Origin of the sequence: Roseobacter fucihabitans (assembly GCF_014337925.2) — a bacterium.
In the GTDB taxonomy this organism is placed as follows: domain Bacteria; phylum Pseudomonadota; class Alphaproteobacteria; order Rhodobacterales; family Rhodobacteraceae; genus Roseobacter; species Roseobacter fucihabitans.
The window spans coordinates 39,426-62,844 of record NZ_CP143423.1 but is presented as its reverse complement, the minus strand read 5'-3'; the positions used below and the strand labels follow the sequence as shown (position 1 = coordinate 62,844).

Here is a 23,419-nt window from a genome sequence, read left to right as displayed (position 1 = left end):
AACCAAACCACGTCATATAGGTCGGATAACGAGGAAGAACTCCTGGAGAACTCTGTGCTTGATATTCCTATGATGCAGCCGCCGTCCAAAACGGATCGAAATGTTGCTGCGACCCCCAAAGACACGACGAACTCCGCTGAGGCAGCAGAAAAAGAGGTCGATTTCGACACCGCATACAGCGCCGAAACAGAACGTGAAGCCGCCGAAACAGCGGACGAACCAAGAGTGGAAACGGTAGATAACGCTGAGGATGAGCTCCTTGCTGTTGAAACAGACGACCTGGAGGAGGAGAGCAAAGAGGCCTCAACCACAGTTGATCTTGTTGAAAAGCCGGTCATGCCCGAGAGTGGTCTGGTCATTAATGATCAACCCACAAAACAAACTGATATGAAGAAATCGCTTATTGGCACCAATGAACTGGTTTTTTCTCAGATATTGGCGTCCAGCGGAGCTAAAAATGCGAAAGCGGCTTTCATAAGTGAGGACAGCGTTCCGGTGTTGGCAACCCAACGGAACCCTGAACCAAAAGATGCTCTCTCAGCGGCTCCAACATTGGGCGCGGTTCCATCGAAACAATCGCAAACTGTGACTTTTGAGACCAGCCGCGCGTCTGGACAAACGGCGTCGCCTAATACGGAACAAAAAGTTGCGGAAATGCAGACCACGCGGACAGCTGAAGCGGTACTACCTGCTACTGCGCAGGCGACTGCGTCTGTTATCAACAAGCAACCCGAGCAACCTGTTGCAACACAGGTCGCTTTGCCCGAGGTCGTCGAGGCCAAACCGGATCGGCGTATTAAACGAACCGCTGCTGAAAACGGACAGACCGCTTCCGAAGTGAGTGTCAGGACCGACCCCAAGGGGATCTCGCAGCAGATACCTCTTTCAAAGGCCCCGACGACGATACAACCCCTGACAATAGCGACGGCCCAGCCTGATATTTCCGGGCTCGACACGCCAATGATCGTCAATGGCGATCTGGATGCACCAGCACCATGGGACGCCCGCGGCGCGGCGACGGCGACGACCTCCGCCCATGCGATCTCACGGCCAGAAACGGCCAGTATGGTTGGGCGGCAAATGGCAGAAGTTCTCCATAGAATGCCGGATCGTCCCGTTGAAGTGGCGCTTAATCCCGAGGAGCTGGGGCGGGTCCGTCTCAGCATTTCCGCGACCGAAGGTGGAATCACCGTCAGCGTTTTGGCTGAACGCCCCGAAACGCTGGATTTGATGCGACGTCATATCGATCAACTTGCGCGAGAGTTTCAAACTTTGGGCTACAGCAATATCAATTTTGCCTTCAATGAAGGGAATTCTGATCAGAATTCAAGCCAAAATGATCAGCCCCACACGGCAAGCAATGCCAATACCCAATCACATGAGCCGGAAGATGGCTCCATAACACCCATAACGCTAGCCACGGCAACTGGTGTTGATTTACGGCTATAAGGAGAAGATTCATGGAGATTAGTAATTCACAAGCGGCTCAAAATGCAGTCCGAGCAGCAGCGGCCCCGGCTCAAGCCAACGCAGTCCTCTCTTCCGATTTTGAAACTTTCTTGCAGATGCTAACCGCACAGGCAAAATATCAAGACCCGCTGGAACCCATTGATTCTTCTGAATATGCTGCGCAACTTGCTCAGTTTTCAATGGTAGAACAGCAAGTTTTGTCTAACGACTTGTTGCAAGCCCTCTCCGGACAAATGGGTGCTGATGACATTGGGCAAATGGCTGGTTGGATCGGTATGGAGGCGCGTACCAACGCGCCGGTTAGTTTCGATGGGTCACCGATAACAATTGTACCGAAAACGGAAGCTGGCGCGGACCAAGCCATTCTTGTTGCTTTCAACGCCAAAGGCGAAGAGGTGCAACGCCAACAGATCACTACGGGCACCCAACCTGTTGATTGGACAGGGGTCGCGACCGACGGTACGACGCTGGCCGCCGGACAATATACGTTCAAGGTTGAAAGCAGGTCCCTTGGACAGATTGTTGGGACGAATCCAGCAGAATCCTATGCGCGCATCAACGAGGCACGCCGACAGGGTGACTCGACAGTTCTGGTCTTAAACGGCGGTGCAACTGTGGCAACAACGGAGATTACGGCTCTTCGTGAACCTAACTAGCGGTCCGCCAGTCTTAAACCGGCATAAATTGGTAGCATAATCAAACGCCGCGCGCGGCCAAGTAAAAACTTTTGCATGTGTCGGCGCGCGGCTTGCGGATAATGTTCCGGACAGCGGCCCTGAATTAAATCCGCTAAAAGTTTGCCGCAAAAGCTGCCCATCGCCACACCGTTGCCGTGATAACACATTGCGGCCCACCATCCAGGACAGTTCGTGACTACACCAACAAAAGCCTGACGCTGCCGTGAAAGACAAGCCATACCGGGCCAATCGTGGGGGGCCTCCACATCCCGCCACCCAGGAAAAATTGCCTCAAAATCGCGCCTGATGTGACGGCGTGCCCGCGATTGCGTAGCTGCACCGCTTAACAACCCGCCGGGCATACCGAAAAGAAACCTCCGATCCGGCATCAAACGAAAGTAATGAAGTAAATTCCGGGTATCAAATTGAGGGGCCCCTAGATTTCTAGACGCTTTGCTTGGTAATTTTGGAACCAAGGGGAGACGGATATGAGTAAGGGAATATGCGGTGTCAGTCCGGTTCCGGCGTCATCAGTCAAAACAACACGCCACCGGTTGAACTGGGGCGGCGACCGTGCCGCCAACAGCGCGCTTCATATCATTGCAATTGGACGGTTGCGACTGGATTCAAAGACCCAAGAATACGTGGCGCGCCGAGTAGCCCAAGGCCATTCCAAACTCGAAGCAATCCGCTGCGTCAAGCGATACATAGCTCGCGAAGTCTTCAACATCATCGCGCGACGCCACAAACAGATCAATCGGGCTCAGATCGCGGCTTGACACTTAGAAGGGCGTCCAGGGCTATAGTTCACGGGTGCAGAGTGGCAATCGGTTCTCAGCAAACACAATCTGGATGCCAGTATGAGCAGGCGTGGGAATTGCCATGACAATGCCGTGGCAGAGAACTTTTTACACCTATTGAAACGGGAGCGGATCAGGCGACGAACGTACCTCACACGCGACGCAGCAAGGCGAGACGTGTTCGACTGCATCGAGATGTTCTACAACCCTACACGCAAGCACACGAACAATAGCATGCAGTCACCGGTTGACTATGAAATGGAACAGCAGAGAATGAACAAGGCAAGCGTCTAGGAAACTAGGGGCACGTCAAAGCTCATTTGTTGGCTGCTCCAGCCCTGTTGATCGATCTCGCTGTCGCTCAGAGGCCGCGTCATCAGAACATTGCATTGAACTGGCATGTAGCGGCCCCCAAGCCAATCGGGAAAATCTTCGGATGAATAGCCATTCGTTGCCACAATCACCTGCTCAGCCAACACATGACCATCGTTGCAAACCAGTTTGATACCTTTTCCCGCAGCTTCACTGCGCAGCACGGGGCTGTAGTTGTGAATTGTGGTACCTGCCCTCTCTGCAGCGGCGGCCAATCCCGTCAGGTATTTCATTGGGTTCAAAGCGAACCCAATGGGTGTCGTCAGAGCACCAAAAAAAAAGCCCTCCCAGACCATTTTCCAACAGGTTTGATTTTTTAATCAATACTGGTGATACCCCATAATTTTCCTCGACACTTGCCGCTTTGGCCCGCAGCAACGCCATGTCACTGGGACGATGCGCCAGTTCTGTTTCGTCTTTGGAGTGCAGATCGACGCTCAAACCCAAACGCGTTAACAAATTTTGAACAAATTCAACCGCGGCATGCTCCATGGCTCTGTATTCCAGTCGACCTTGCCGCCCAAACTCAACGTCAAGACTGGCATCTGTTTTCGCACCACCACCAAGGAAACAAAAGCCACCATTCCTGCCCGACGCTCCCCACCCCGGAAAATGTGCATCCAACACCACGACATCCACACCCGCCTCGGCCAAATGCAGTGCAGCCGACAAGTCCGTGGAACCAGTCCCGATGATCGCGACATCAGCACGACAGGACCCCACAACCGAAGGTCGGTCAGGCACGTAACATGTCCCAGACCACCAACATCGCTGACGCGGGCCATCGCCATAGACAAAATCGGAAAAGATCCGCGTCATGCTGCTCGGGCCGCAGCCTGTTCATCTTTTTGTTGCTTAAGACTATTGCGCTTGGACACAAGTGAAGCACCGATCACGCCGATGGTGACGATGCCAATCATGATCGTGGAAAGGGCGTTAATCTCAGGGGAAACACCCAGTCTTACGGCTGAAAAAATCTTGATCGGGAGGGTCGTCGCCGATGGTCCCGCAGCAAAGGAGGCGATGACCAGATCATCAAGGCTCAAGGTAAACGCCAGCAGCCATCCGGATACGACCGCAGGCGCGATAATGGGCAAGGTGACAAGCCGGAATGCGTCAAAGCTGGAACATCCCAGATCCAACGCGGCCTCTTCAAGCGAGCGGTCAAACGTCAGCAGCCGGGAAGAAACCACCACGGAAACATAGCACATCGAAAAGGTCGTATGGGCCAGCACGATGGTCAAAACACCTCGATCCAAACCGATACCGATAAAGAGGAGCAACAACGAAAGCCCGGTAATTACTTCCGGCATCACCAAAGGCGCGTAGATCATGCCAGAAAACAGCGTGCGCCCCATGAACCGGCCACCGCGCACGAGCACATAGGCCGCCATGGTTCCCAGAACAGTGGCTATTGTTGAGGATAAAACTGCAACTTTTATCGTGACCCACGCGGCATCGAGAAAAGCTTCGTTCTGGAGCAGTTCGCCATACCATTTGGTCGAAAATCCCGCCCAGACCGTGACCAATTTGCTCTCATTGAAGGAATAGATGATCAGGATGACCATAGGCAGGTAGAGAAAAGCGAACCCCAGCGTCAGCGACGTAACATTGAACCAACTGAGCCTGTTCATGTTTCCTGCTCCGCCTGGCGTTGCTGATTGCGCTGGAACAGGATGATCGGGATGATCAGGATCAGCAGCAGAACCACCGCGACCGCGCTGGCGACGGGCCAGTCGCGGTTGTTGAAAAACTCCTCCCAGAGCACCTTGCCGATCATCAGCGTGCCGGACCCACCTAGCAGGGATGGGATGACAAATTCGCCCAAAGCCGGGATGAAGACAAGGAAACTGCCGGCGATAATACCGTTCTTGGACAGTGGAATTGTCACGAGCCAGAAGGCTTGAAACCGCGAACAGCCAAGATCTTCGGCGGCTTCGATAAGCGATCCGTCGAGCCGGTCGAGGGCGGCATAAATCGGCAGGATCATAAAGGGCACGTAAGTATAGACGATGCCGATATAGACCGCAGAGGTCGTGTTCAAGATCGTGAGCGGAGCCGAAATCAACCCGGTCCAGAGTAAAAACTGGTTGAGGAACCCTTCCTGGCTTAGGATGCCCATCCATGCATAAACCCGGATGAGGAAAGACGTCCAGAACGGCAGAATGACCAGCATCATCAGCGTTGCGCGCCATTCTTCGGGTGCACGCGCCATCGCATAGGCAACCGGATAACCGATCAAGAGTGTCAGCAGCGTAGAGATGAGCGCGATGCGCAGGGAACTGACATAGGCTCTCCAGTAGAGGTCATCCGAGGCCAGGAAGGCGAAGTTCTCGAAGTCCAGCGCGGCAAGAAACGGCCCGAACCCCTCTTTCAGGGTGGGCGTGTAAGGCGGAATCGCAAGCGCGATATCCGATAGGGAAATCTTGAACACAATCACGAAGGGGATGAGGAACAATGCCAGCAACCATGCATAAGGCACTGCGATTAAAGCAAATCTTTGCATTATGGGACTCCCTGGTGACGTGTTTTCATTGCTCCAACAACACCCCTGCGGTTGTCGTCCAGGAAATCCAGACGGTATCTTCCCAGGTGAAGCTGCGGCGCGATACACGACGGGTGTTAGCCGTTTGCGCCTTGATCACCTGCCCGCCTGGCAACGCCACATGATAGGTGGACAAATTGCCCAAATAGGCGATGTCCAGAATCGTTCCCTGAACCGCATTGTCGGCATCAACCGGACGCTCCGCGCTGATGGCTATCTTTTCCGGGCGGACCGCAAGATGGCAGGTTTGCCCGTCCGCCAGAACACGCTCACTCGCGGCGGTTAACGGTGCGACACCCTCCGCCCAATGAATCGCGTATTGCTGCGCGCCACTTGGCTTGGCAGTTCCTTGGATGATATTCACGTCTCCAATAAAATCAGCGACATAGACACTTTCTGGCACCTCATAAATCCGCTCTGGCGTGGCCACCTGCATGATGCGGCCCTCGTCCATCACGGCAACGCGACTGGCGACGGTCATCGCCTCTTCCTGATCATGGGTCACGATCACAAAGGTCGTCCCCGTTTTCTCCTGAATATCCATCAGCTCGAACTGCGTGGCCTGACGCAGCTTCGCATCCAGCGCACCAAGTGGTTCGTCAAGAAGCAGCAGTTTGGGGGCCTTGGCCAGGCTGCGGGCCAGCGCGACCCGCTGGCGTTGACCGCCTGAAATCTGATGCGGTTTACGGCGTGCGAATTTTTCCAGCCGCGTCAGTTTGAGCATTTCACCAACACGATCATCGATATCATGTTTGGGCATATTTCCGCGCCGCAACCCAAAGGCGATGTTCTCATAGACACTCAAATGCGGAAACAACGCATAAGACTGGAACATCATATTCACGGCCCGCTTATTGGGGGGCACCGGTGCGATGTCCTGTCCGGCCAAAATGATCCGGCCCGCTGTCGGTGCCTCAAACCCTGCCAACATGCGCATCATCGTCGTTTTGCCACATCCCGAGGGGCCCAGGAGAGCGAAAAATTCTTTTTCGAAAATATCGAGCGTCAGATCGTCAATCGCGGTGAATGCTCCGAAACGCTTTGTGACGTTCTCAAAACGGATCAGGGGTTTTTCAGCCGGATCATTCCATGGAGCAAAAACGGTTTGGTTCACGTCATGTCCTTTGTTTGCCCAAAAAATGGGGCGTAAAAAACCGGGCGGAACCCATAAGCTCCGCCCGTTTCAACCGATCAGATCCCAGATTTGACCTTTGTCCAGAGCCGGGTCACGGTCCGCTGTACACGCGCGGGATACGGCGTTGTTGTATAAAGGTTTTCAACCGTCTCAGCATCGGGATATATCGCCGGATCGCCAATAACGTCCTCGGCCAGCAAGGCTTGGGAGGCGAGGTTTCCGTTCGCGTAATAGACATAATTTGACGCATCAGCCATGTTTTGAGCGTCCATGATGAAGTTCAGGAACACATGCGCGGCCTCTGGATTGGGCGCATCAACCGGTATCGCCATTTGATCAAACCACATCAACGCGCCTTCCGAAGGGGCATTAAACACGATTTCAACGCCATTATCGGCCTCTGCGGCACGATCACGGGCTTGCAGAATGTCACCGGACCAACCGAAAGCGACGCAGATATCCCCGTTCGCCAGAGCGTTGATGTATTCCGAACTGTGAAATTTTTGAATGTAGGGACGTACACCCATCAGAACGGCTTCAGCTTTCTCAATCACCTCAGGGTCATGGCTGTCGGGATCTTCGCCGATGAATTTCAAGGCCGCAGGGATCATTTCAGCCGGTGCATCAAGGAAATGCACGCCACATTCGGCCAGTTTTTCCATGTTGGCAGGGTCAAAAATCAGATTGAGAGATCCAATTGGCGCATCCGCACCGAGCAGTTCCTGGACCTTACCGACATTGGCACCGATGCCGGTCGTTCCCCACATGTAATTGATTGAATAAGCGTTTTCGGGATCATACTGAAGAGTACGCGCCTCGATCGCATCCCACATATTCGCAAGATTTGGCAGCTTTGTTGCGTCCAGTTTCTGGAAAGCACCGGCGGTAATCTGGCGTTGCAGGAATGTCCCGGTCGGCACAACAACATCGTAACCCGAACCGCCCGCAAGCATCTTGGTTTCCAACACCTCGTTGCTATCAAACACATCATAGATGAGCTCGATACCTGTTTCCTGCTCGAATTTTTCCAGCAGTGCCTCATCAATGTAGTCGGACCAGTTGTAGACGCGGACCTCATCGGCCACCGCCACCGTCGCGCAAAGGGCAAGCGATGCGCTGCTCAGCATTAGCTTCTTCATATCAAACTCCCGTTTATACAGGCCAGGTTTTTCCCGGCTCGGCCGAATTTGATCAAGTTTTGTCCTCTTCGGCAAGATGCTTTATGCTTTCACGCGATTACGCCCTGTGCAAGGGATGGTCTCTCATTCACAAAGGGAGAGGAGGAACAGATCATGCAAATGCTCAGAAATCCAGCGCCAGTGGATCCTTCAGTCAAAGGGAAGCTACCGGCTCACCAACATGTTTATGAGCAACTCAGAACCCGCATTCTCTTTGGCGATCTCGCTCCGGGACAGGCGGTCACAATCCAGGGACTCGTGGAAGATCTTGGCGCGGGGATGACGCCCGTGCGCGAAGCGATCCGCCGACTGATTTCCGACGGTGCCTTGAGCATGATGGGCAATCGCCGCGTGATCGTGCCTGAACTGACCATAAATTGCATCGAACAGCTTGATTTTATGCGTCAGTCCTTGGAACCACAACTCACCAGACTGGCGATTGAAAACGTCGATTCGACCCTTCTGGCCGCGCTTAGATCCGAGGATGACTCTTTGAATGCGGCGATTACAGCGGGCGATATTTCAGGCTACCTGACGCAAAACTACCGGTTCCATGCAAGGCTTTACCGGGCGGCAAATGCGCCGATCCTGAGCGCAACCGTCGATCGGCTGTGGCTCCGCTTTGCGCCCTCCCTGCGTGTGGTCTGCGGCCGATATGGCACCTTCAACCTGCCTGACAAACACGCTGATCTATTATGCGCCCTTGAAGACGGTAACGCAGAGGCGGCGGCATTCGCGATGGCCGAGGACGTTCAACAGGGGATGCGCCAAATTCGAGCATCAATAGAATAACCGCGCGAAAGCACCGATTCGATTGACTTCGAATAATTTGATCATATTTTAAGGGCGAAGTTGAAACCCCGTCATTTTTCCGTCAGGTGCTCTTATGTCCGTCCTCTCGAACCACATGCCAACCGCTGAGTTGCAGGCCTTGGATGCCGCACACCATATGCATCCTTTCACGACAAACGACGAGTTGGCGGAGAAGGGCGCACGGATCATCACCCGAGCCAAAGGCGTGTTCCTGACGGATAGCGAAGGGAACGAGATTCTGGATGCCATGGCGGGGCTGTGGTGCGTCAACATCGGATATGGCCGTCCCGAAATGGCCGAAGTTGCAGCGCGCCAGATGATGGAACTGCCCTATTACAACACCTTCTTCATGACCACCCATGTGCCCGCCATCGCCCTGGCTCAGGAGATCGCAAAACTTGCGCCTGAAGGTCTGAACCATGTGTTTTTCGCCGGTTCCGGTTCAGAGGCGAATGACACCAACATCCGTATGGTCCGCACCTATTGGGCGGAAAAGGGCAAGCCTGCGAAATCTCATATCATCAGCCGCAAGAACGCCTATCACGGGTCTTCTGTCGGGTCGGGGTCGCTGGGCGGCATGGCGTATATGCATGCGCAGGGTGGTTTGCCGATTCCCGGCATCCATCACATCAACCAGCCCGATTGGTGGGCGGAGGGTGGCGACATGACGCCTGAGGAATTCGGCCTCGCGCGGGCAGAGGAGCTCGAGGCCAAGATCCTCGAACTGGGCGAGGATAATGTGGCCGCCTTCATCGCGGAGCCCATCCAGGGGGCGGGGGGCGTTGTGATCCCGCCGCAAACCTATTGGCCGGAAATCCAGCGCATTTGCGACGCCTATGAAATCCTGCTGATCGCGGATGAGGTCATCTGCGGGTTCGGGCGCACCGGCAATTGGTTCGGCAGCCAGACCATGGGCATCCGCCCCCATATCATGACCATCGCCAAGGGTCTGAGTTCGGGCTACCAGCCGATTGGCGGCTCGATTGTCTGCGATGAAGTCGCGCAGGTCATCGGCGCGACCGAATTCAATCATGGCTATACCTATTCGGGCCATCCGGTCGCCGCGGCGGTGGCGCTGGAAAACCTGCGTATCTTGCAGGAAGAAAAGCTTGTGGACCGCGTGCGTGATGTTGGCGGCCCGGCGCTTAAGGCAGGTCTCGAGTCCCTTAATGACCACCCCCTCGTGGGCGGGATTTCGATCAAAGGCATGATGGCGTCGATCCCATTGACGCCCCACAAGGAAAGCCGCGCGAAATTTGCCACGGACGCCGGGACGGTCGGCTACATGTGTCGTGAACGGTGTTTCGCGAATAATCTGGTCATGCGTCATGTGGGAGACCGTATGATCATTTCGCCGCCCTTGGTGATCGAGCTTGACGAAATCGACCTGCTGATCTCCCGCGCCAAGAAGGCCCTCGATGAAACATACGCGCAATTAAAAGACCAGGACCTCCTTAAAGCAGCTTCATAACGACTCTCACCCCAGGCGAGAGCTTAGGTTTCGGAGCAGCCAATTGACAGGAGGATTGGCTTTTACTGATGCCAATCGCGGGCATTTGAGGTCAGTAAACCGAATTTTGACGTGAAAACGCCTGAATTTGACCTCCTGTCATTTGCATCAAGTTAACTGCTTGCACTTGGGCGGGCCTCTCGTGTTACCCTTTCCCCAATCAGTGCGGAAAACCGCCGGACAAAATGGGGAGCCTACCTTGGCCAACACCGAACACGCAGATGCGTTCGTCGAATTTGAACGCGTGCAAAAAAGCTATGACGGCGAGAACCTTGTCGTCAAAGACTTGAACCTTTCGATGCCAAAAGGTGAATTCCTGACGATGCTCGGGCCGTCGGGATCCGGCAAGACCACCTGCCTGATGATGTTGGCGGGTTTTGAGACCGCAACGCATGGCGACATTCGTCTGGACGGTATTTCGATTAATAACATCCCACCGCATAAGCGCGGCATCGGCATGGTATTTCAGAACTACGCGCTGTTTCCGCATATGACGGTTGCCGAAAATCTGTCGTTCCCGCTGGAAGTGCGCAAGATGGGCAAATCGGACCGGGAAGCCAAAGTGAAACGCGCTTTGGATATGGTCCAGATGGGCGATTTCGCAGGTCGGCGTCCCTCGCAGTTGTCGGGCGGTCAACAGCAGCGGATCGCGCTGTCGCGCGCTTTGGTGTTTGAACCCGAACTTGTGCTGATGGACGAACCGCTGGGGGCTTTGGACAAACAACTGCGCGAAACGCTACAATTCGAGATCACAAAGCTTGCGCATGATCTGGGGATCACGGTTGTTTACGTGACGCATGACCAGACCGAAGCCCTGACGATGTCGGATCGCGTCGCCGTTTTCGACGACGGTCGTATTCAACAACTGGCACCACCCGACAAGCTTTATGAGGAGCCCGAGAACAGCTTCGTGGCGCAGTTCATTGGCGAAAACAACACACTCGAGGGTGTGGTCAAAGAGATAAAGAACGGCGTTGCACTGGTGGAACTGGACGGTGGCGAAATGATCGACGCCAAACCCGTCAATGTCACCGCCGCCGGAGAGCGCACGCGGGTGTCGATCCGCCCTGAGCGGGTTGAGTATAACAAAGACCGGTTGAGCGCGGATGCGCATACCTTAAAGGCCGAGGTGCTTGAGTTCGTATATATGGGTGATATTTTCCGCACGCGCCTGCGGGTTGCGGGCATGGAGGACTTTATCATCAAGACGCGTAACGCACCGGACGTGGAACGCCTCAAACCCGGGCAGCAGATCGAGATTGGCTGGATGCCCCAGGATTGCCGCGCATTGGACGCTTGACGCCCGACGCGCGCGACTTGTCGTGCCCCTCGCGGGCGCGATCAAAAGAGAGGTGGCGATCAAACCCGTTATCGCCTGCCTCTGGACACGAAACGGGTGTATAATGGGAGACTATCAATGAAACTGACCAAGACGCTTTTGGCATCCACCGCACTGACTGTTGTGGCTGGCATGACTTTCGCTGACGGCCATATGGCAAACGAAATGACCATCGTCAGCTGGGGTGGTGCTTATTCCAATTCACAGCAACAAGCCTATCACAACCCTTACTCGGAAAAGACCGGCGTTAAGATCATCAACGATGAATCTTCGGCCGAAGCTGTGGCCAAGCTGCGCGCGATGAACGAAGCTGGAAACGTAACCTGGGACGTGGTCGACGTGGTTGCAGCAGATGCCATCCGCCTGTGCGATGAAGGCCTCGCCATGGAAATCGATTTTGACGAACAGCTTGCACCGGCGCCGGATGGCACATCGGCATCGGATGATTTCGGTGATTTGCTGGTGTCTGACTGCTTCATTCCGCAGATCGTCTACTCCACAACCTTCGGCTACCGCACCGACATGGTGGGCGATACGCCACCGACATCTGTCTGCGCCGTCTTTGACACAGACGCTTATCCGGGCAAACGGGCTTTGGAAAAACGTCCGATCAACAACATGGAATGGGCCTTGCTCTGTGACGGTGTCGCCAAGGACGAAGTCTATGACGTTCTGGAAACCGACGAAGGTCAACAGCAGGCACTCGACAAGCTGGCAACCATCAAAGACGACGTGATCTGGTGGTCTGCGGGTGCGGATACGCCACAGTTGCTGGCGGACGGCGAAGTCGTGATGGGCTCCACATACAACGGGCGTTTGTTCTCGGTGATTGAGGAACAGAACCAACCCGTTGCCATGCTTTGGGACGCACAGGTGTTCGACCTTGATGGCTGGATCATTCCCGCCGGTCTGAGCGATGAGCGCAAAGCGCGCGCTTTGGATTACATCTACTTTGCCACAGACACGCAGCGTCTCGCGGATCAGGCCAAGTGGATCAGCTATGGCCCGGCCCGTGCATCCTCTGCGCCGCTCGTCGGGCAGCATGCCGATCTGGGTATCGACATGGCGCCGCATATGCCAACCGATCCTGAAAACGCAAAGAATACGTTCCTCTATAACTACGAGTTCTGGGCGGATTACCGCGACGACATCGACGCCAAATTCCAGGCGTGGCTGGCACAATAATCCCGCTTAGGGACTGAAAAAGAGGGTGGGGGCCAGCTGCTGGCCTCCACCACATCCAAAAAAGGACACGCCATGCCCAAAGGCTACATCATCGGTAATATAGACCTGAAGGACGGTGAGGCTTACAAGCCCTACAGCGCGCGCAATGACATATTGGTACCGCGTCACGGCGGCAAGTTTCTGGCGCGCGGCGGATCGTCCGAAATCCTGGAAGGCGCGGCCCATCCGCGCCATGTCATTATCGAGTTTCCGTCATATGACGCAGCGCTCGCCTTTTATAATGACCCTGAATACCAGGAAAATATGAAGATTAGACAGGCATGTTCTGACGGAACCATCATCGCGGTGGAAGGTATATAAATGACGGATACAACCCAAACCACCGGCCCCATGATGGCTGCCGACGGCACCACGCTGAAATCAAGCCTGAGCCGCGCGTTGCGCCGCCAGAAGCTACGCGCGTTGCTGTTAATCGCGCCCTTGCTGCTCTTCGTGCTGGTGACGTTCATCGCACCGATCGCCGATATGTTGTTCCGTTCGGTTGAAAACCAGATTGTTGCCGAAACGCTGCCACGCACCACGGAGGCGCTGACCGACTGGGATGGGGATGCGGGCGAAATCCCCCCGCAATCCACCTTTGAGGCGCTTTATCAGGACATCTTCGTTGCGCAGGAACGCAAGCTTCATACGCGCTTGGGCTCCCGTCTGAACTATGAATTGACCGGCGTGTCGTCTCTGTTCCGCAAATCCGGGCGCAGGGTTGAGGATATGGGCGAGGTCCATCAGGACCAATTCGAAGATCTGGATGATTTCTGGAAGGACAGCGAAAACTGGAACGCCCTGATGGGGACAGATCGCTGGCTTGCCGAACAGAACGCATGGGACCCCAAAGGCACCGCCGCACAGCCAGCCTTTCAACCCCGCGTCGAGATTTCTGCGCTTTTGCCTGAAACCGCCGCCACCTTCGAGATTTTCGCGGATTTCGTTCAGAACGAAGACGCGGAAAATCTCGCCAAGGAAGACCCCTGGGCGCTGGTCTATTCCGCGCTCTACAACGATCTACTGTTAGAGCCGGACATGTCTGGTTACGCCGGGCCGGGATCCGCGGAATTGCTGGAGGCCATGGGGGCTGTTGGCACGTTTGAGACGGTCGATTACGCCGCAGCCTTTGAAGACGTCGACGAGGATTGGCACGATATTGAGGTCTGGCAAACGATCCAGACCTACAGCCCTGCCTTCACCTCCGGGTATTTCCTCAATGCCGTCGATATGAAAAAATCTCCCGATGGTCCGGAAATGCGTCCTGAAAACCAACAGCTCTATATCAAACTGTTCATCCGTACGCTGATCATGTCGCTGGTGATTACCGGCAGCTGTATCCTGCTGGGCTATCCGGTTGGCTGGATCCTGGCCAACCTACCCGCACGGACTGCCAACCTGCTGATGATCCTGGTGCTTCTGCCGTTCTGGACATCGCTGCTGGTGCGCACATCCGCCTGGAAGGTCATGCTACAACAACAAGGCGTGATCAACGATACGCTCGTCTGGCTGGGCGTGGTGGCCGATGACAGCCGCCTTGCGCTGATCAATAACCAGACCGGCACCATCATCGCGATGACGCATATTCTGTTGCCCTTCATGATCCTGCCGCTTTATTCGGTCATGAAAACGATCCCGCCAACCTATCTGCGCGCGGCGAAATCGCTGGGTGCGACGAATTGGACTGCCTTCTGGCGCGTTTATTTCCCGCAATCGGTGCCAGGCATCGGCGCGGGCTCTATCCTCGTGTTCATCCTGTCCATCGGCTATTATATCACGCCGGAACTGGTCGGTGGCACCACCGGGATATTCATCTCCAACCGCATTGCCTATCACATTTCCAGCTCTCTCAATTGGGGTCTGGCGGCGGCGCTCGGGGCGATCTTGCTCGTCGTCGTCCTTGGGCTTTACTGGGCCTACGACCGCATCGTGGGCATCGATAACGTCAAGCTGGGAGGCTGAACAATGGCTGCTTTAACCCCTATCTCCCGCACGCCCGTCTCGTTTTACGTGCCCGTGGTGGCCGCCGCCGGTGCTTTTGCCGGGCTGCTGGTCGGCACCGCGCAAGAGAATTCCCTTTTGGGTGTCATCCTGGGTGCCGTGCTACTGGGCGGTCTGGCCTTTGTGATGACGCAGATCGTGAAAGCCGAAAAACCCGCGCGTTGGGCATTGGTCGTGCTTCTGGCGCTTGCCGGATTTGCACTCGGCGGGATTCCGGCTGGCATCATCGGCGCGTTGTTCGGCTGGTTTTTCGGCTGGTTCAGTTTCTGGCTCTATGAGGGGCGATACCGGGCTTATATCGCGCCTTATCTGACGCCCGGACAAGTGCTATGGCACTTCACCTTCCGGGTGATCTGCGGGGCGATTCTGGTGTTTCTGATCACGCCTATTCTCGTGGTCATGCCGCTCAGCTTTAATGCGCAGAACTTCTTTACCTTCACGCCCGAGATGTTGCGGTTTGACCCGGCGGGCTATTCACTGAAACACTACCGGGATTTCCTGACCAACGATGACTGGCAGAACGCCTTGGCAAACTCGGTCAAAATCGCCCCCATGGCCACGCTCCTCTCGGTCAGCTTCGGCACTCTGGCCGCCATCGGCCTGAGCCAGCCGCATGTCCCGTTTCGTCGCGCCATCATGGCAATCCTGATCTCGCCGATGATCGTACCGCTGATCATTTCGGCCGCTGGCATGTACTTCTTCTACAGCCGGATCGGTCTGCAAGGCACTTACATCGGCGTGGTTCTCGCCCACGCGGCCCTCGGCATCCCCTTCGTGATCATCACGGTGACCGCAACGCTTGTCGGCTTTGACAATTCCCTGACCCGTGCGGCGGCGAACATGGGGGCCGGGCCGATCACAACGTTTTTCCGGGTGCAGATGCCACTGATCCTGCCGGGTGTGATCTCCGGCGGCCTCTTTGCCTTCATCACCAGCTTTGACGAAGTCGTCGTGGTGCTTTTTGTCGGCTCTGCGGGGCAGAAAACCCTGCCATGGCAAATGTTCACCGGCCTGCGCGAACAGATCAGCCCGACGATCCTCGCCGTGGCCACGATCCTCGTAATCGTCTCGATTGCGTTACTGACCGTTGTTGAAATGCTAAGGCGGCGCTCGGAACGACTGCGCGGCATGTCCCCCGCCTGATCGAAGGTTCAGGATGCCACTTTCATTGTTCCAAAAATATGCCCGCCGGAGGCGCATCTCACCACATGCGCCCCGACACTCTTTTATCGCAGACGTTTCAGCAATCTGAGCGACGCGTATCCATCAGGAACGATTCCCTGGCTACGCTGATAGGCGCGCACCGCATCAATGGTTTTGGGTCCAATTCTGCCGTCGATGCCCTGCGTGCTGAACCCCGCGCGCGTCAGGCGCTTTTGCATCTCCTGGCGTTCGGCGAAACTCAGAGCACGATCGCCGCGCGGCCAACTGGCCTTTATCCCCGGACCGCCCTTGATGCGGTCACTCAGATGCCCGACACCGATCACATAGGCATCCGCCGTATTATAGCGCTCAATCACGCCGAAATTCTTGAAGATCATAAAGGCCGCGCCCTGGCTCCCCGCCGGCAGCAGGATCGCCGCCTTGCCATGGTTAGGCACCGCGCGACCCGCCATATCCACCACGCCCAACCGCGCCCATTGCCGCGGGGATTTGGTGATCTTGCGGTCGGCCAGCGTATAGTCGAACTCCTCTGGAACCTGCACCTCCACGCCCCAGGGCTGCCCCGTGACCCATCCGAACCGTGACAGATAGGCCGCCGTGGACGCCAGCGCATCCGTCGGATCATCCGACCAGATATCGCGCCGCCCGTCGCCGGTAAAATCAACTGCGTAATCAAGATAGGACGTCGGGATGAACTGCGTATGCCCCATGGCCCCGGCCCAACTGCCGGTCATGTTGCGCGGGCTGGTGTCCCCGTTTTGCAGGATCTTGAGCGCAGCGATCAACTGCTCCTCGAAAAACGCGCCCCGCCGCCCGTCATAGGCCAGCGTCGCCAGCGATTGCACGATATCGTTCTTGCCCCGGAACGTCCCATAGGCGCTTTCCAGCCCCCAGACTGCGACGACCACTTCTTTTTCGACGCCAAAGCGTTTTTCAATCGCCTCCAGCTTGCGATTATGCGCGCGCAGGGCCGCTTTACCATTGGCAATCCGTGTGCTTGAGGCCGCACTGTCCAGATAGTCCCAGATGTTCTTGCTAAACTCGGACTGGTTGCGGTCCCGCCGAATGATATCGGGGTCATATTGAACCCCATTGAACGCGGCCCGCAGCGTTTCAGCGCTTATCCCCTGCGCCCGTGCGCGCGGCTCAAAGCCCTTGATCCAGCTTTCGAAACCGGAATTTGACGCCACCTGCGTCACCACAGGTGTTATCGTCGCCGCAAGATCGGACGGCCTCAGCTTAGGCCGGAGAATCGTCACACTTGCCTGTGACACAACCGCCGTGTCCGGTCTCAAAACCGGCCTGTTGGCCTGGAGTGCGCTGGAAGCGCTCAGGTCATTGCCGATCATTCCGGTTGCCAAAACAACCACGCCTACCGATGTCCACCGCATGATATGCCCTACTGCTGCTTTCTTATTATTGCGGTCAGTGTAGCGGAAATTGCACTCCTGCAAAATGATTCAATCACAGGTTCCGCGATCATTTGCCGATTTAGCCTCGCTGCCTCGAATGAGCTCGAGATGGGCGCGCAGCATCGGAACCCGTCGGGGCCGGAAACTGTGATCCGTTCGGCGCAATGCGCTCATGCGATCAAGGCGGAACGTCCGAAAATCGCGCCGCAGATGGCACCAGGCCAACAGCACGTTTGAGCGGTCAAGATATACCAGACCAAGCGGATCGACCTGCCGCACCGTCGCGGCCCCCTGCCCGTCGCGATAGTTGAATGCGACAGCGACCTCATCCCATGTCGCCCTGCGCAACACCGACACATCGATGCTGATCTCTGGGAGCACCCCAAATCGATGGGCATCCAGCACCGCATGCTGCAAGCGATGTGCCTGTCTCGGCGGGACACGCGCCTTGATCTTGGCCAGCGCAGAGAGCGCCGCCTTGGCAAGAGCCGGATCGCCGATCACGGCCACATCACGCAGCCCAAGGACAAGCGCCTCCAACTCTTCATCCTCAAAGCCCAAAGGAGGCAGGGCGGCGTCCTCAATCAATGTGTACCCAAAGCCCGCCTCGCCATCGATCACCGCGCCCATACCACGCAAAGCATCAATGTCGCGGTATATCGTACGTTCAGACATGTGCATCTCGTCGGCCAATTGCCGTGCCGTTACGGGTGGCGGCAACCCGCGGAGGGTTTGCATCATCTGAAAAAGGCGGTGCGTACGGCTCATGCAAGAACCCTACCACATGTCATGACAGAAAATGACAGCAGAGGCGCGTATCGGCACCCGTTGGCCTGCAAGATTACCGTCTGGTGCGTTTTACCTTGCGTTTGGTCTTATCCGCCTTGCGCTTTGCGGTGACGCCGCGACGTTTTGGCGTGCGACCCGCCGGCGATCTGCGCCCCTGTGGGATTGCGTCACCCTCAAGCGCCAAGAGCTCCAGCGCGATGCCCCCCGTGACCGGCGCGGCCTCGGCCAATCGCACGGTGACGCGCTGTCCCAGAGAGATCATCATGCCGGTATCGGACCCCATCAGCGAATTCGTCTCCGCATCATGGTGAAAATATTCACGCCCAATCGAGCGCATCGGCACAAGCCCATCCGCGCCCGTCTCATCGAGTTTCACAAAGACACCAAAACGCGCGATGCCACTGATCCGGCCGGAGAATTCATTGCCGACCCGCTCGCTCAGAAAGGACGCCATATAGCGATCGGTGGTATCCCGCTCGGCCACCATCGAGCGGCGTTCGGTGTCCGAAATATGCTCGCCGGTCTGCTCAAGATCGTCGTAATCCTCCGGACGTAACCCGTCTTTGCCCCACCCGTGTGCCGTGATCAGCGCCCGGTGCACGATCAAATCCGCATAGCGGCGAATGGGCGAGGTGAAATGCGCGTACCGCCCCAGCGCAAGTCCGAAATGCCCAAGGTTTTGCGGCCCGTAGTAGGCCTGCGTCATCGAGCGCAGGGTCGAGATATTGATCAACTCGGCCTCATCAGACCCTGCCGCCTCTTTCAAGAGCCGGTTCAAATGAGCGGTTTTGAGGACCTGCCCTTTGGCCAGCGTGAACCCGCTGGCCTTTGCGGTTTCGCGCAGCGCATCGAGCTTTTCGGGGCTGGGTTCTTCATGCACGCGGAACAGAAGCGGGATTTTCTTGGCGATCAGCGTTTCGGCGGCGGCAACATTGGCCAGAACCATGAACTCTTCGATCAGGCGATGCGCGTCCAACCGGTCCTTGAAGTTGACCGCCGTGACCTTGCCTTCGTCGTCCAACTCGATGCGCCGTTCCGGCAGGTCCAATTCCAGCGGTTGACGTCTTTCACGCGCTGCAACCAGCGCGGCATAAGCGGCATATAGTGGCCTCAATACAGGCTCCAACAAGGCCCCACACCGCTCATTCGGCTGGCCGTCCATGGCCTGTTGCACCTCTTCGTAATGCAGCGACGCGGGAGAGCGCATCAAACCGCGGTGGAAGCTATGCCCCAGCTTGTGACCCGCGGCGTCCAACTGCATCCGCACGGCGATACAGGCACGCGGCACCCCTTCATGCAGGGAGCACAGATCACCGGACAATCGATCCGGCAACATCGGAACCACACGGTCCGGGAAATAGGTCGAATTGCCCCGCTTGCGCGCCTCGCGGTCCAGGCTAGAACCGGGCGTGACATAGGCGGCAACATCGGCAATCGCGACCCAGACGATGTGCCCGCCCGCGTTTTTGGGATCCTCATCGGCGTGGGCATAGCAGGCATCATCGTGATCGCGCGCGTCCGACGGGTCGATGGTAATCAGCGGCAAGTCACGCAGATCTTCGCGCCCCTTCAGGTCCGCCGGTTTGGCGCGATCCGCCTCAGCAACGACGTCATCGGGAAACGCATCCGGAATGCCATGTTGATGGATCGCAATCAGCGACACCGCCTTGGCGGCCGAAGGGTCTCCAAGCCGTTCAACGATGCGCGCATGCGGCAGACCCATACGGCCTTTTGGTCCGGCCTGTTCGGCCTCCACCAACTCGCCGTCTTTGGCCCCGTGGGTGGCATCGCCCGCGACCTGCCATTCCTTGTCCGACCCCTTGTCGATGGGCAGAATACGCCCCCCTTCCGCAGTCTGTCGGAACACCCCCAAAATGCGGCGCGGATTGGTGCCGATCCGCCGGATCAGACGTGCCTCGTAATGATGATCCTCGCCCTTGATCAGCGTCAGCCGCGCCAAAATGCGATCCCCGGCCCCCAATGCCGGATCAGCCGCGCGTGGAATGACCAAAACAACCGGTTCAACTCCCGCACCCTGCCATTCCATCGGCTTGGCAAAGAGATCACCGTCACTGTCCGGTCCTGTGACCTGCAACACGCTGACCGGCGGCAAGCGGTCCGGGTCGCGGTAGCTGCGCTGGCGCTTTTCGAGGTGGCCTTCGGCTTCAAGCTCTTTCAGCACGCGTTTGAGATCAATACGCGCGGCCCCCTTGATGCCGAATGCCTTTGCGATGTCCCGCTTGGCGGTCAGGGTGGGGTTTTCGCTGATCCAGTCGAGGATTTCGGGTTTTGTGGGGATGCGTGTCATGCCTCTGAGGTAACACGCGCGCCCGGTGCCGTCATGCGCAAATCGCAAGCCTGGTCTACATCGCGTAGAGTATCCACATAGGCGATGCGTTTGTCGGGCAGGGTCGTGACAGAATCGGCCAAGGCGTGCTTTGACGACCACCGAACCCCTTCGAATATCCGCGCTGGCACGGCCCGCGTGCGTTTCAGACCGACAAGCCAGTAACCGCCGTCCGGGGCAGGACCAAACACGGCCTCCGTCGCTCCCAAAGCCGTGAACGCACGCGCGATCTGAGGCCGCCCGATACCGGGAATATCCGCCCCGATGATACAAAGAGGCCCCCGGTCGTGGTGCCGCAAAATGCGCGCCATGCGATCCCCCAGATCCCCGCGTCCCTGCGGTATCCGAGGCAGATGCGCGGGCCAGACACGGCTTTGCAGCCCCTCGCGATCCGGGCTGACGGCCAGCACGACGTGCCAACGCGGATCTTCAATATGGGCGATCAGGCGGCGGGATTGATGACGAAACCACCAAGCGGCGGGCACCATACCGATATCCTTGCCCAGACGGGTTTTGACACGCCCGGGGTACGGCTCTTTGAGCATCACTACGACGGTGCGTTTCACAGCACGTGCTCCATGTCACGATGATCAATCCCGGCATCATCGTAAATTGGTCCAAACGCGGCAAAGCCCAGCTTTTCGTAAAACGCAAGCGCTTGAATTTGTGCGCCCAGCTGGACCCGGCGGACGTTGTGTTGATCCCGTGCAATCTCCACGGCGGCGCGGATCAAAGCGGCACCGAACCCCTTGCCACGGTGGTCGCGCAAAACACAAACACGCCCAATCTTCGTCGTATCGCCATAAATCAAAAGCCGCGCGGTACCGATCGGTCGGGTGTCAGCGCGCGCCAGCAGATGCAGCGCTTCACCGTCGCGCCCGTCCACTTCGTCGACCTCAGAGACGCGCTGTTCTTCGATAAAAACGATGCGGCGCAATGCCTGACATGTGACGATGTCATCGCTAAGCGCAATGTCAAAAGTCACGTGAAATAGTCTTTCAGAATGCGGGTATAAACCGCCTTTAGCTGGTGAATATGTTCCACGCGCACATGTTCATCCACCTGATGCATGGATTGCCCGACAAGACCGAATTCCACCACGGGACAGTGGTTTTTCACGAACCGCGCGTCCGATGTGCCGCCCGTCGTGGAGAGAACAGGCATGATGCCGGTTTCCGCCTCGACGGCTTTGGCCACAAGATCGGATAAGGGCCCCGGCGGGGTTATGAAGCTCTCTCCCGAGATTTTGATCGTGACCTCCGTGCGAACGCCGAATTCCGTCTCTATCTTGGCTACTTCATCACGAATCCAATCGCTCAGCGACGCACCGCTATGCGCATCGTTGAACCGGATATTCACCGCGCCGCGACATTCCGCCGGTATCACGTTATTGGCCGGATTGCCGGTATCCACCGTGACGACCGCCAGCGTGGAAGGGTCAAAATGATCGGTCCCCTGATCCAATTCGCGACTGGCCAGCCGGTCCATCAGGCGCATCATCGAGGGCAGAGGGTTCAGCGCACGGTGCGGATAGGCGGAATGGCCCTGTTTACCGATCACCGTGATCCAGGCGGTCATCGACCCGCGCCGTCCGATTTTCATCATTTCACCCATGGTGTCCGGGCATGTCGGCTCTCCGACCAGGCACATATCCATGCGCTCTCCGCTGCGCTCCATATGCTCCAACAGCGCGGTCGTCCCGTCCAGCGCATCGCCCTCTTCATCCCCTGTGATGGCCAGAATGATGGCGCCCTCAGGCGGCGTATCGGTAACGAAATCCACAGCGGCACAGGCAAAGGCCGCAACGCCGGATTTCATATCCGTCGAGCCGCGTCCATAAAGCACGCCGCCCTCGATCACCGCACCAAAGGGCGGCTTGCTCCAGGCGGCAGCGTCCCCGATGGGCACCACATCCGTGTGACCGTTAAAACCGAACGTCCGCGCATGAGCGGCTGGCCCCCAGCGTGCAAAAAGGTTGCGTATCCCGCCACGATCCGCCCAGGCACATTCAAACCCGGCCTCCGAGAGCAGACCCTGCAGAATCTCCAACGCGCCCTCATTGGCAGGCGTAACGGAAGCGCAGCGCACCAATTCAGCGGTCAGTGAAACAGGATCGAGGCCAGCCATAAGACGTTCCCTTGCGGTTCTATTTGGTCATTTCTGAGAGTGTGACGTAATCCCGGCAATGCCAAGAGCCAGCGCGCAAAACAACGGCGGTTAATCCGCGTCAACCTCGGGGTGGGTGCCGTAAAACGGCTCCATCTGCGCAATGATCACGGCGTTTTCATCGAGCGCGCGCTGCATCAACCCGCGCTCTTCGTCGTCGATCTCATGGCCTTCCGCGAGGCGTTCCTCAAGCGTGCCGTATCCGGTCACATCAAGCGGTGCGGTCTCGGCCTGTTTCAGAACGGCCACGGTTTCGCGCACGGCTTCGGCCTCATCAATGCCGCTGGCAAACACCACCAGCCCCGCGCCGGTGGCCTTCTCGGGCAAGCCGTCACCGCTTTTACGCCCGATCTGCACCACAAGCGTAAAGACCTGTTGCCGGGAGGGTTTCTTGTCTGTTGCCATGCGATCTCGATCCTTACAAAGCGCTCCAGAAGACATCACAGAGCCAAGGCACCCGAGGCGGAACAGCCTCGG

The 23,419-nt window shown here is 57.0% G+C and carries 23 protein-coding genes and 2 pseudogenes; 11 read left to right on the top strand and 14 right to left on the bottom strand.

Annotated elements, in window-relative coordinates; translation table 11 throughout:
* The first annotated feature begins 54 nt into the window (after window positions 1-54).
* Both ROLI_RS00310 and ROLI_RS00305 read left to right on the top strand, forming a co-directional pair.
* Window positions 55-1,449: a flagellar hook-length control protein FliK gene (locus ROLI_RS00310; RefSeq protein WP_187430690.1), complete on the top strand. Its 1,395-nt coding sequence runs from the start codon at window positions 55-57 to the stop codon at window positions 1,447-1,449.
* A gap of 11 nt (window positions 1,450-1,460) precedes the next feature.
* Window positions 1,461-2,126, top strand: coding sequence for a flagellar hook capping FlgD N-terminal domain-containing protein (locus tag ROLI_RS00305; RefSeq protein ID WP_187430691.1), 666 nt, complete (start codon window positions 1,461-1,463; stop codon window positions 2,124-2,126).
* On the opposite strand, the gene ROLI_RS23770 is transcribed toward ROLI_RS00305, so the two are convergent.
* Window positions 2,123-2,623 (bottom strand): FAD-dependent oxidoreductase, encoded by a 501-nt coding sequence (locus tag ROLI_RS23770; protein WP_187430692.1) that lies wholly within the window; start codon window positions 2,621-2,623, stop codon window positions 2,123-2,125. The two genes, ROLI_RS00305 and ROLI_RS23770, sit on opposite strands and share 4 nt — an antisense overlap.
* 24 nt (window positions 2,624-2,647) lie before the next feature.
* Here ROLI_RS23770 and ROLI_RS00300 point away from each other — a divergent pair.
* Together ROLI_RS00300 and ROLI_RS00295 are read left to right on the top strand one after the other, a co-directional pair.
* A pseudogene (locus tag ROLI_RS00300) lies at window positions 2,648-2,926 on the top strand (transposase); the annotation flags it as partial.
* A gap of 27 nt (window positions 2,927-2,953) precedes the next feature.
* Window positions 2,954-3,241 (top strand): annotated as a pseudogene (locus ROLI_RS00295) (IS3 family transposase); the annotation flags it as partial.
* On the opposite strand, the gene ROLI_RS23765 reads toward ROLI_RS00295, so the two are convergent.
* From ROLI_RS23765 to ROLI_RS00270, 6 genes are all read right to left on the bottom strand, one after another.
* The gene (locus ROLI_RS23765) at window positions 3,238-3,552 is read right to left on the bottom strand and encodes an FAD-dependent oxidoreductase (RefSeq protein ID WP_262386548.1); all 315 of its coding nucleotides are present in this window, start codon (window positions 3,550-3,552) and stop codon (window positions 3,238-3,240) included. The pseudogene ROLI_RS00295 and the gene ROLI_RS23765 overlap by 4 nt on opposite strands.
* Complete coding sequence (locus tag ROLI_RS00290) at window positions 3,470-4,138, bottom strand: FAD-binding oxidoreductase (protein WP_316247459.1); 669 nt, start codon at window positions 4,136-4,138, stop codon at window positions 3,470-3,472. The genes ROLI_RS23765 and ROLI_RS00290 overlap by 83 nt, the downstream gene beginning before the upstream one ends.
* A complete protein-coding gene (locus ROLI_RS00285) occupies window positions 4,135-4,953 on the bottom strand; it encodes an ABC transporter permease (RefSeq protein WP_187430694.1) in 819 nt (272 codons plus the stop codon). Before ROLI_RS00285 ends, ROLI_RS00290 begins: the two co-directional genes overlap by 4 nt.
* On the bottom strand, window positions 4,950-5,825 hold the full coding sequence (locus tag ROLI_RS00280; protein WP_187430695.1) for an ABC transporter permease subunit: 876 nt from the start codon (window positions 5,823-5,825) through the stop codon (window positions 4,950-4,952). Before ROLI_RS00280 ends, ROLI_RS00285 begins: the two co-directional genes overlap by 4 nt.
* A 25-nt stretch (window positions 5,826-5,850) precedes the next feature.
* A complete protein-coding gene (locus ROLI_RS00275) occupies window positions 5,851-6,978 on the bottom strand; it encodes an ABC transporter ATP-binding protein (RefSeq protein WP_187430696.1) in 1,128 nt (375 codons plus the stop codon).
* A gap of 77 nt (window positions 6,979-7,055) precedes the next feature.
* Window positions 7,056-8,138, bottom strand: a complete 1,083-nt coding sequence (locus ROLI_RS00270; protein WP_187430697.1) for a polyamine ABC transporter substrate-binding protein — start codon at window positions 8,136-8,138, stop codon at window positions 7,056-7,058.
* Between the two features lie 153 nt (window positions 8,139-8,291).
* On the opposite strand from ROLI_RS00270, the gene ROLI_RS00265 reads away from it, so the two are divergent.
* From ROLI_RS00265 to ROLI_RS00235, 7 genes are all read left to right on the top strand, one after another.
* Window positions 8,292-8,969 carry a GntR family transcriptional regulator gene (locus ROLI_RS00265; RefSeq protein ID WP_187430698.1) on the top strand — a complete coding sequence of 226 codons (678 nt, stop codon included), beginning with the start codon at window positions 8,292-8,294 and terminating at the stop codon, window positions 8,967-8,969.
* 94 nt (window positions 8,970-9,063) lie between these two features.
* Window positions 9,064-10,461, top strand: a complete 1,398-nt coding sequence (locus ROLI_RS00260) for an aspartate aminotransferase family protein (protein WP_187430699.1) — start codon at window positions 9,064-9,066, stop codon at window positions 10,459-10,461.
* Between the two features lie 238 nt (window positions 10,462-10,699).
* Window positions 10,700-11,800, top strand: a complete 1,101-nt coding sequence (locus ROLI_RS00255; protein ID WP_187430700.1) for an ABC transporter ATP-binding protein — start codon at window positions 10,700-10,702, stop codon at window positions 11,798-11,800.
* Window positions 11,801-11,917: 117 nt separating this feature from the next.
* The gene (locus tag ROLI_RS00250) at window positions 11,918-13,024 is read left to right on the top strand and encodes an extracellular solute-binding protein (protein WP_187430701.1); all 1,107 of its coding nucleotides are present in this window, start codon (window positions 11,918-11,920) and stop codon (window positions 13,022-13,024) included.
* 72 nt (window positions 13,025-13,096) lie between these two features.
* A complete protein-coding gene (locus ROLI_RS00245; protein ID WP_187430702.1) occupies window positions 13,097-13,384 on the top strand; it encodes a DUF1330 domain-containing protein in 288 nt (95 codons plus the stop codon).
* Window positions 13,385-15,025, top strand: a complete 1,641-nt coding sequence (locus tag ROLI_RS00240) for an ABC transporter permease (RefSeq protein WP_187430703.1) — start codon at window positions 13,385-13,387, stop codon at window positions 15,023-15,025. It begins immediately after the preceding gene.
* A 3-nt stretch (window positions 15,026-15,028) separates the two neighbouring features.
* Window positions 15,029-16,207 (top strand): ABC transporter permease, encoded by a 1,179-nt coding sequence (locus ROLI_RS00235; RefSeq protein WP_187430704.1) that lies wholly within the window; start codon window positions 15,029-15,031, stop codon window positions 16,205-16,207.
* A gap of 83 nt (window positions 16,208-16,290) precedes the next feature.
* Here the strand turns inward: ROLI_RS00235 and ROLI_RS00230 are convergent, their stop codons facing one another.
* The 7 genes from ROLI_RS00230 to ROLI_RS00200 form a co-directional block, all read right to left on the bottom strand.
* Entirely contained in the window at window positions 16,291-17,619 is a 1,329-nt protein-coding gene (locus tag ROLI_RS00230) for a lytic murein transglycosylase (RefSeq protein WP_187430705.1), read from the bottom strand.
* Between the two features lie 69 nt (window positions 17,620-17,688).
* Window positions 17,689-18,408 (bottom strand): YafY family protein, encoded by a 720-nt coding sequence (locus ROLI_RS00225; protein ID WP_187430706.1) that lies wholly within the window; start codon window positions 18,406-18,408, stop codon window positions 17,689-17,691.
* Window positions 18,409-18,481: 73 nt separating this feature from the next.
* Window positions 18,482-20,737, bottom strand: coding sequence for a ribonuclease R (rnr, locus tag ROLI_RS00220; protein WP_187430707.1), 2,256 nt, complete (start codon window positions 20,735-20,737; stop codon window positions 18,482-18,484).
* The gene (locus ROLI_RS00215) at window positions 20,734-21,342 is read right to left on the bottom strand and encodes a DUF2064 domain-containing protein (protein ID WP_187430708.1); all 609 of its coding nucleotides are present in this window, start codon (window positions 21,340-21,342) and stop codon (window positions 20,734-20,736) included. Before ROLI_RS00215 ends, rnr begins: the two co-directional genes overlap by 4 nt.
* The gene (locus tag ROLI_RS00210) at window positions 21,339-21,761 is read right to left on the bottom strand and encodes a GNAT family N-acetyltransferase (protein ID WP_187430709.1); all 423 of its coding nucleotides are present in this window, start codon (window positions 21,759-21,761) and stop codon (window positions 21,339-21,341) included. Before ROLI_RS00210 ends, ROLI_RS00215 begins: the two co-directional genes overlap by 4 nt.
* Window positions 21,758-22,903: a succinyl-diaminopimelate desuccinylase gene (dapE, locus tag ROLI_RS00205; RefSeq protein WP_187430710.1), complete on the bottom strand. Its 1,146-nt coding sequence runs from the start codon at window positions 22,901-22,903 to the stop codon at window positions 21,758-21,760. Before dapE ends, ROLI_RS00210 begins: the two co-directional genes overlap by 4 nt.
* 90 nt (window positions 22,904-22,993) lie before the next feature.
* Entirely contained in the window at window positions 22,994-23,347 is a 354-nt protein-coding gene (locus ROLI_RS00200; RefSeq protein WP_187430711.1) for a hypothetical protein, read from the bottom strand.
* Window positions 23,348-23,419: the final 72 nt, after the last annotated feature.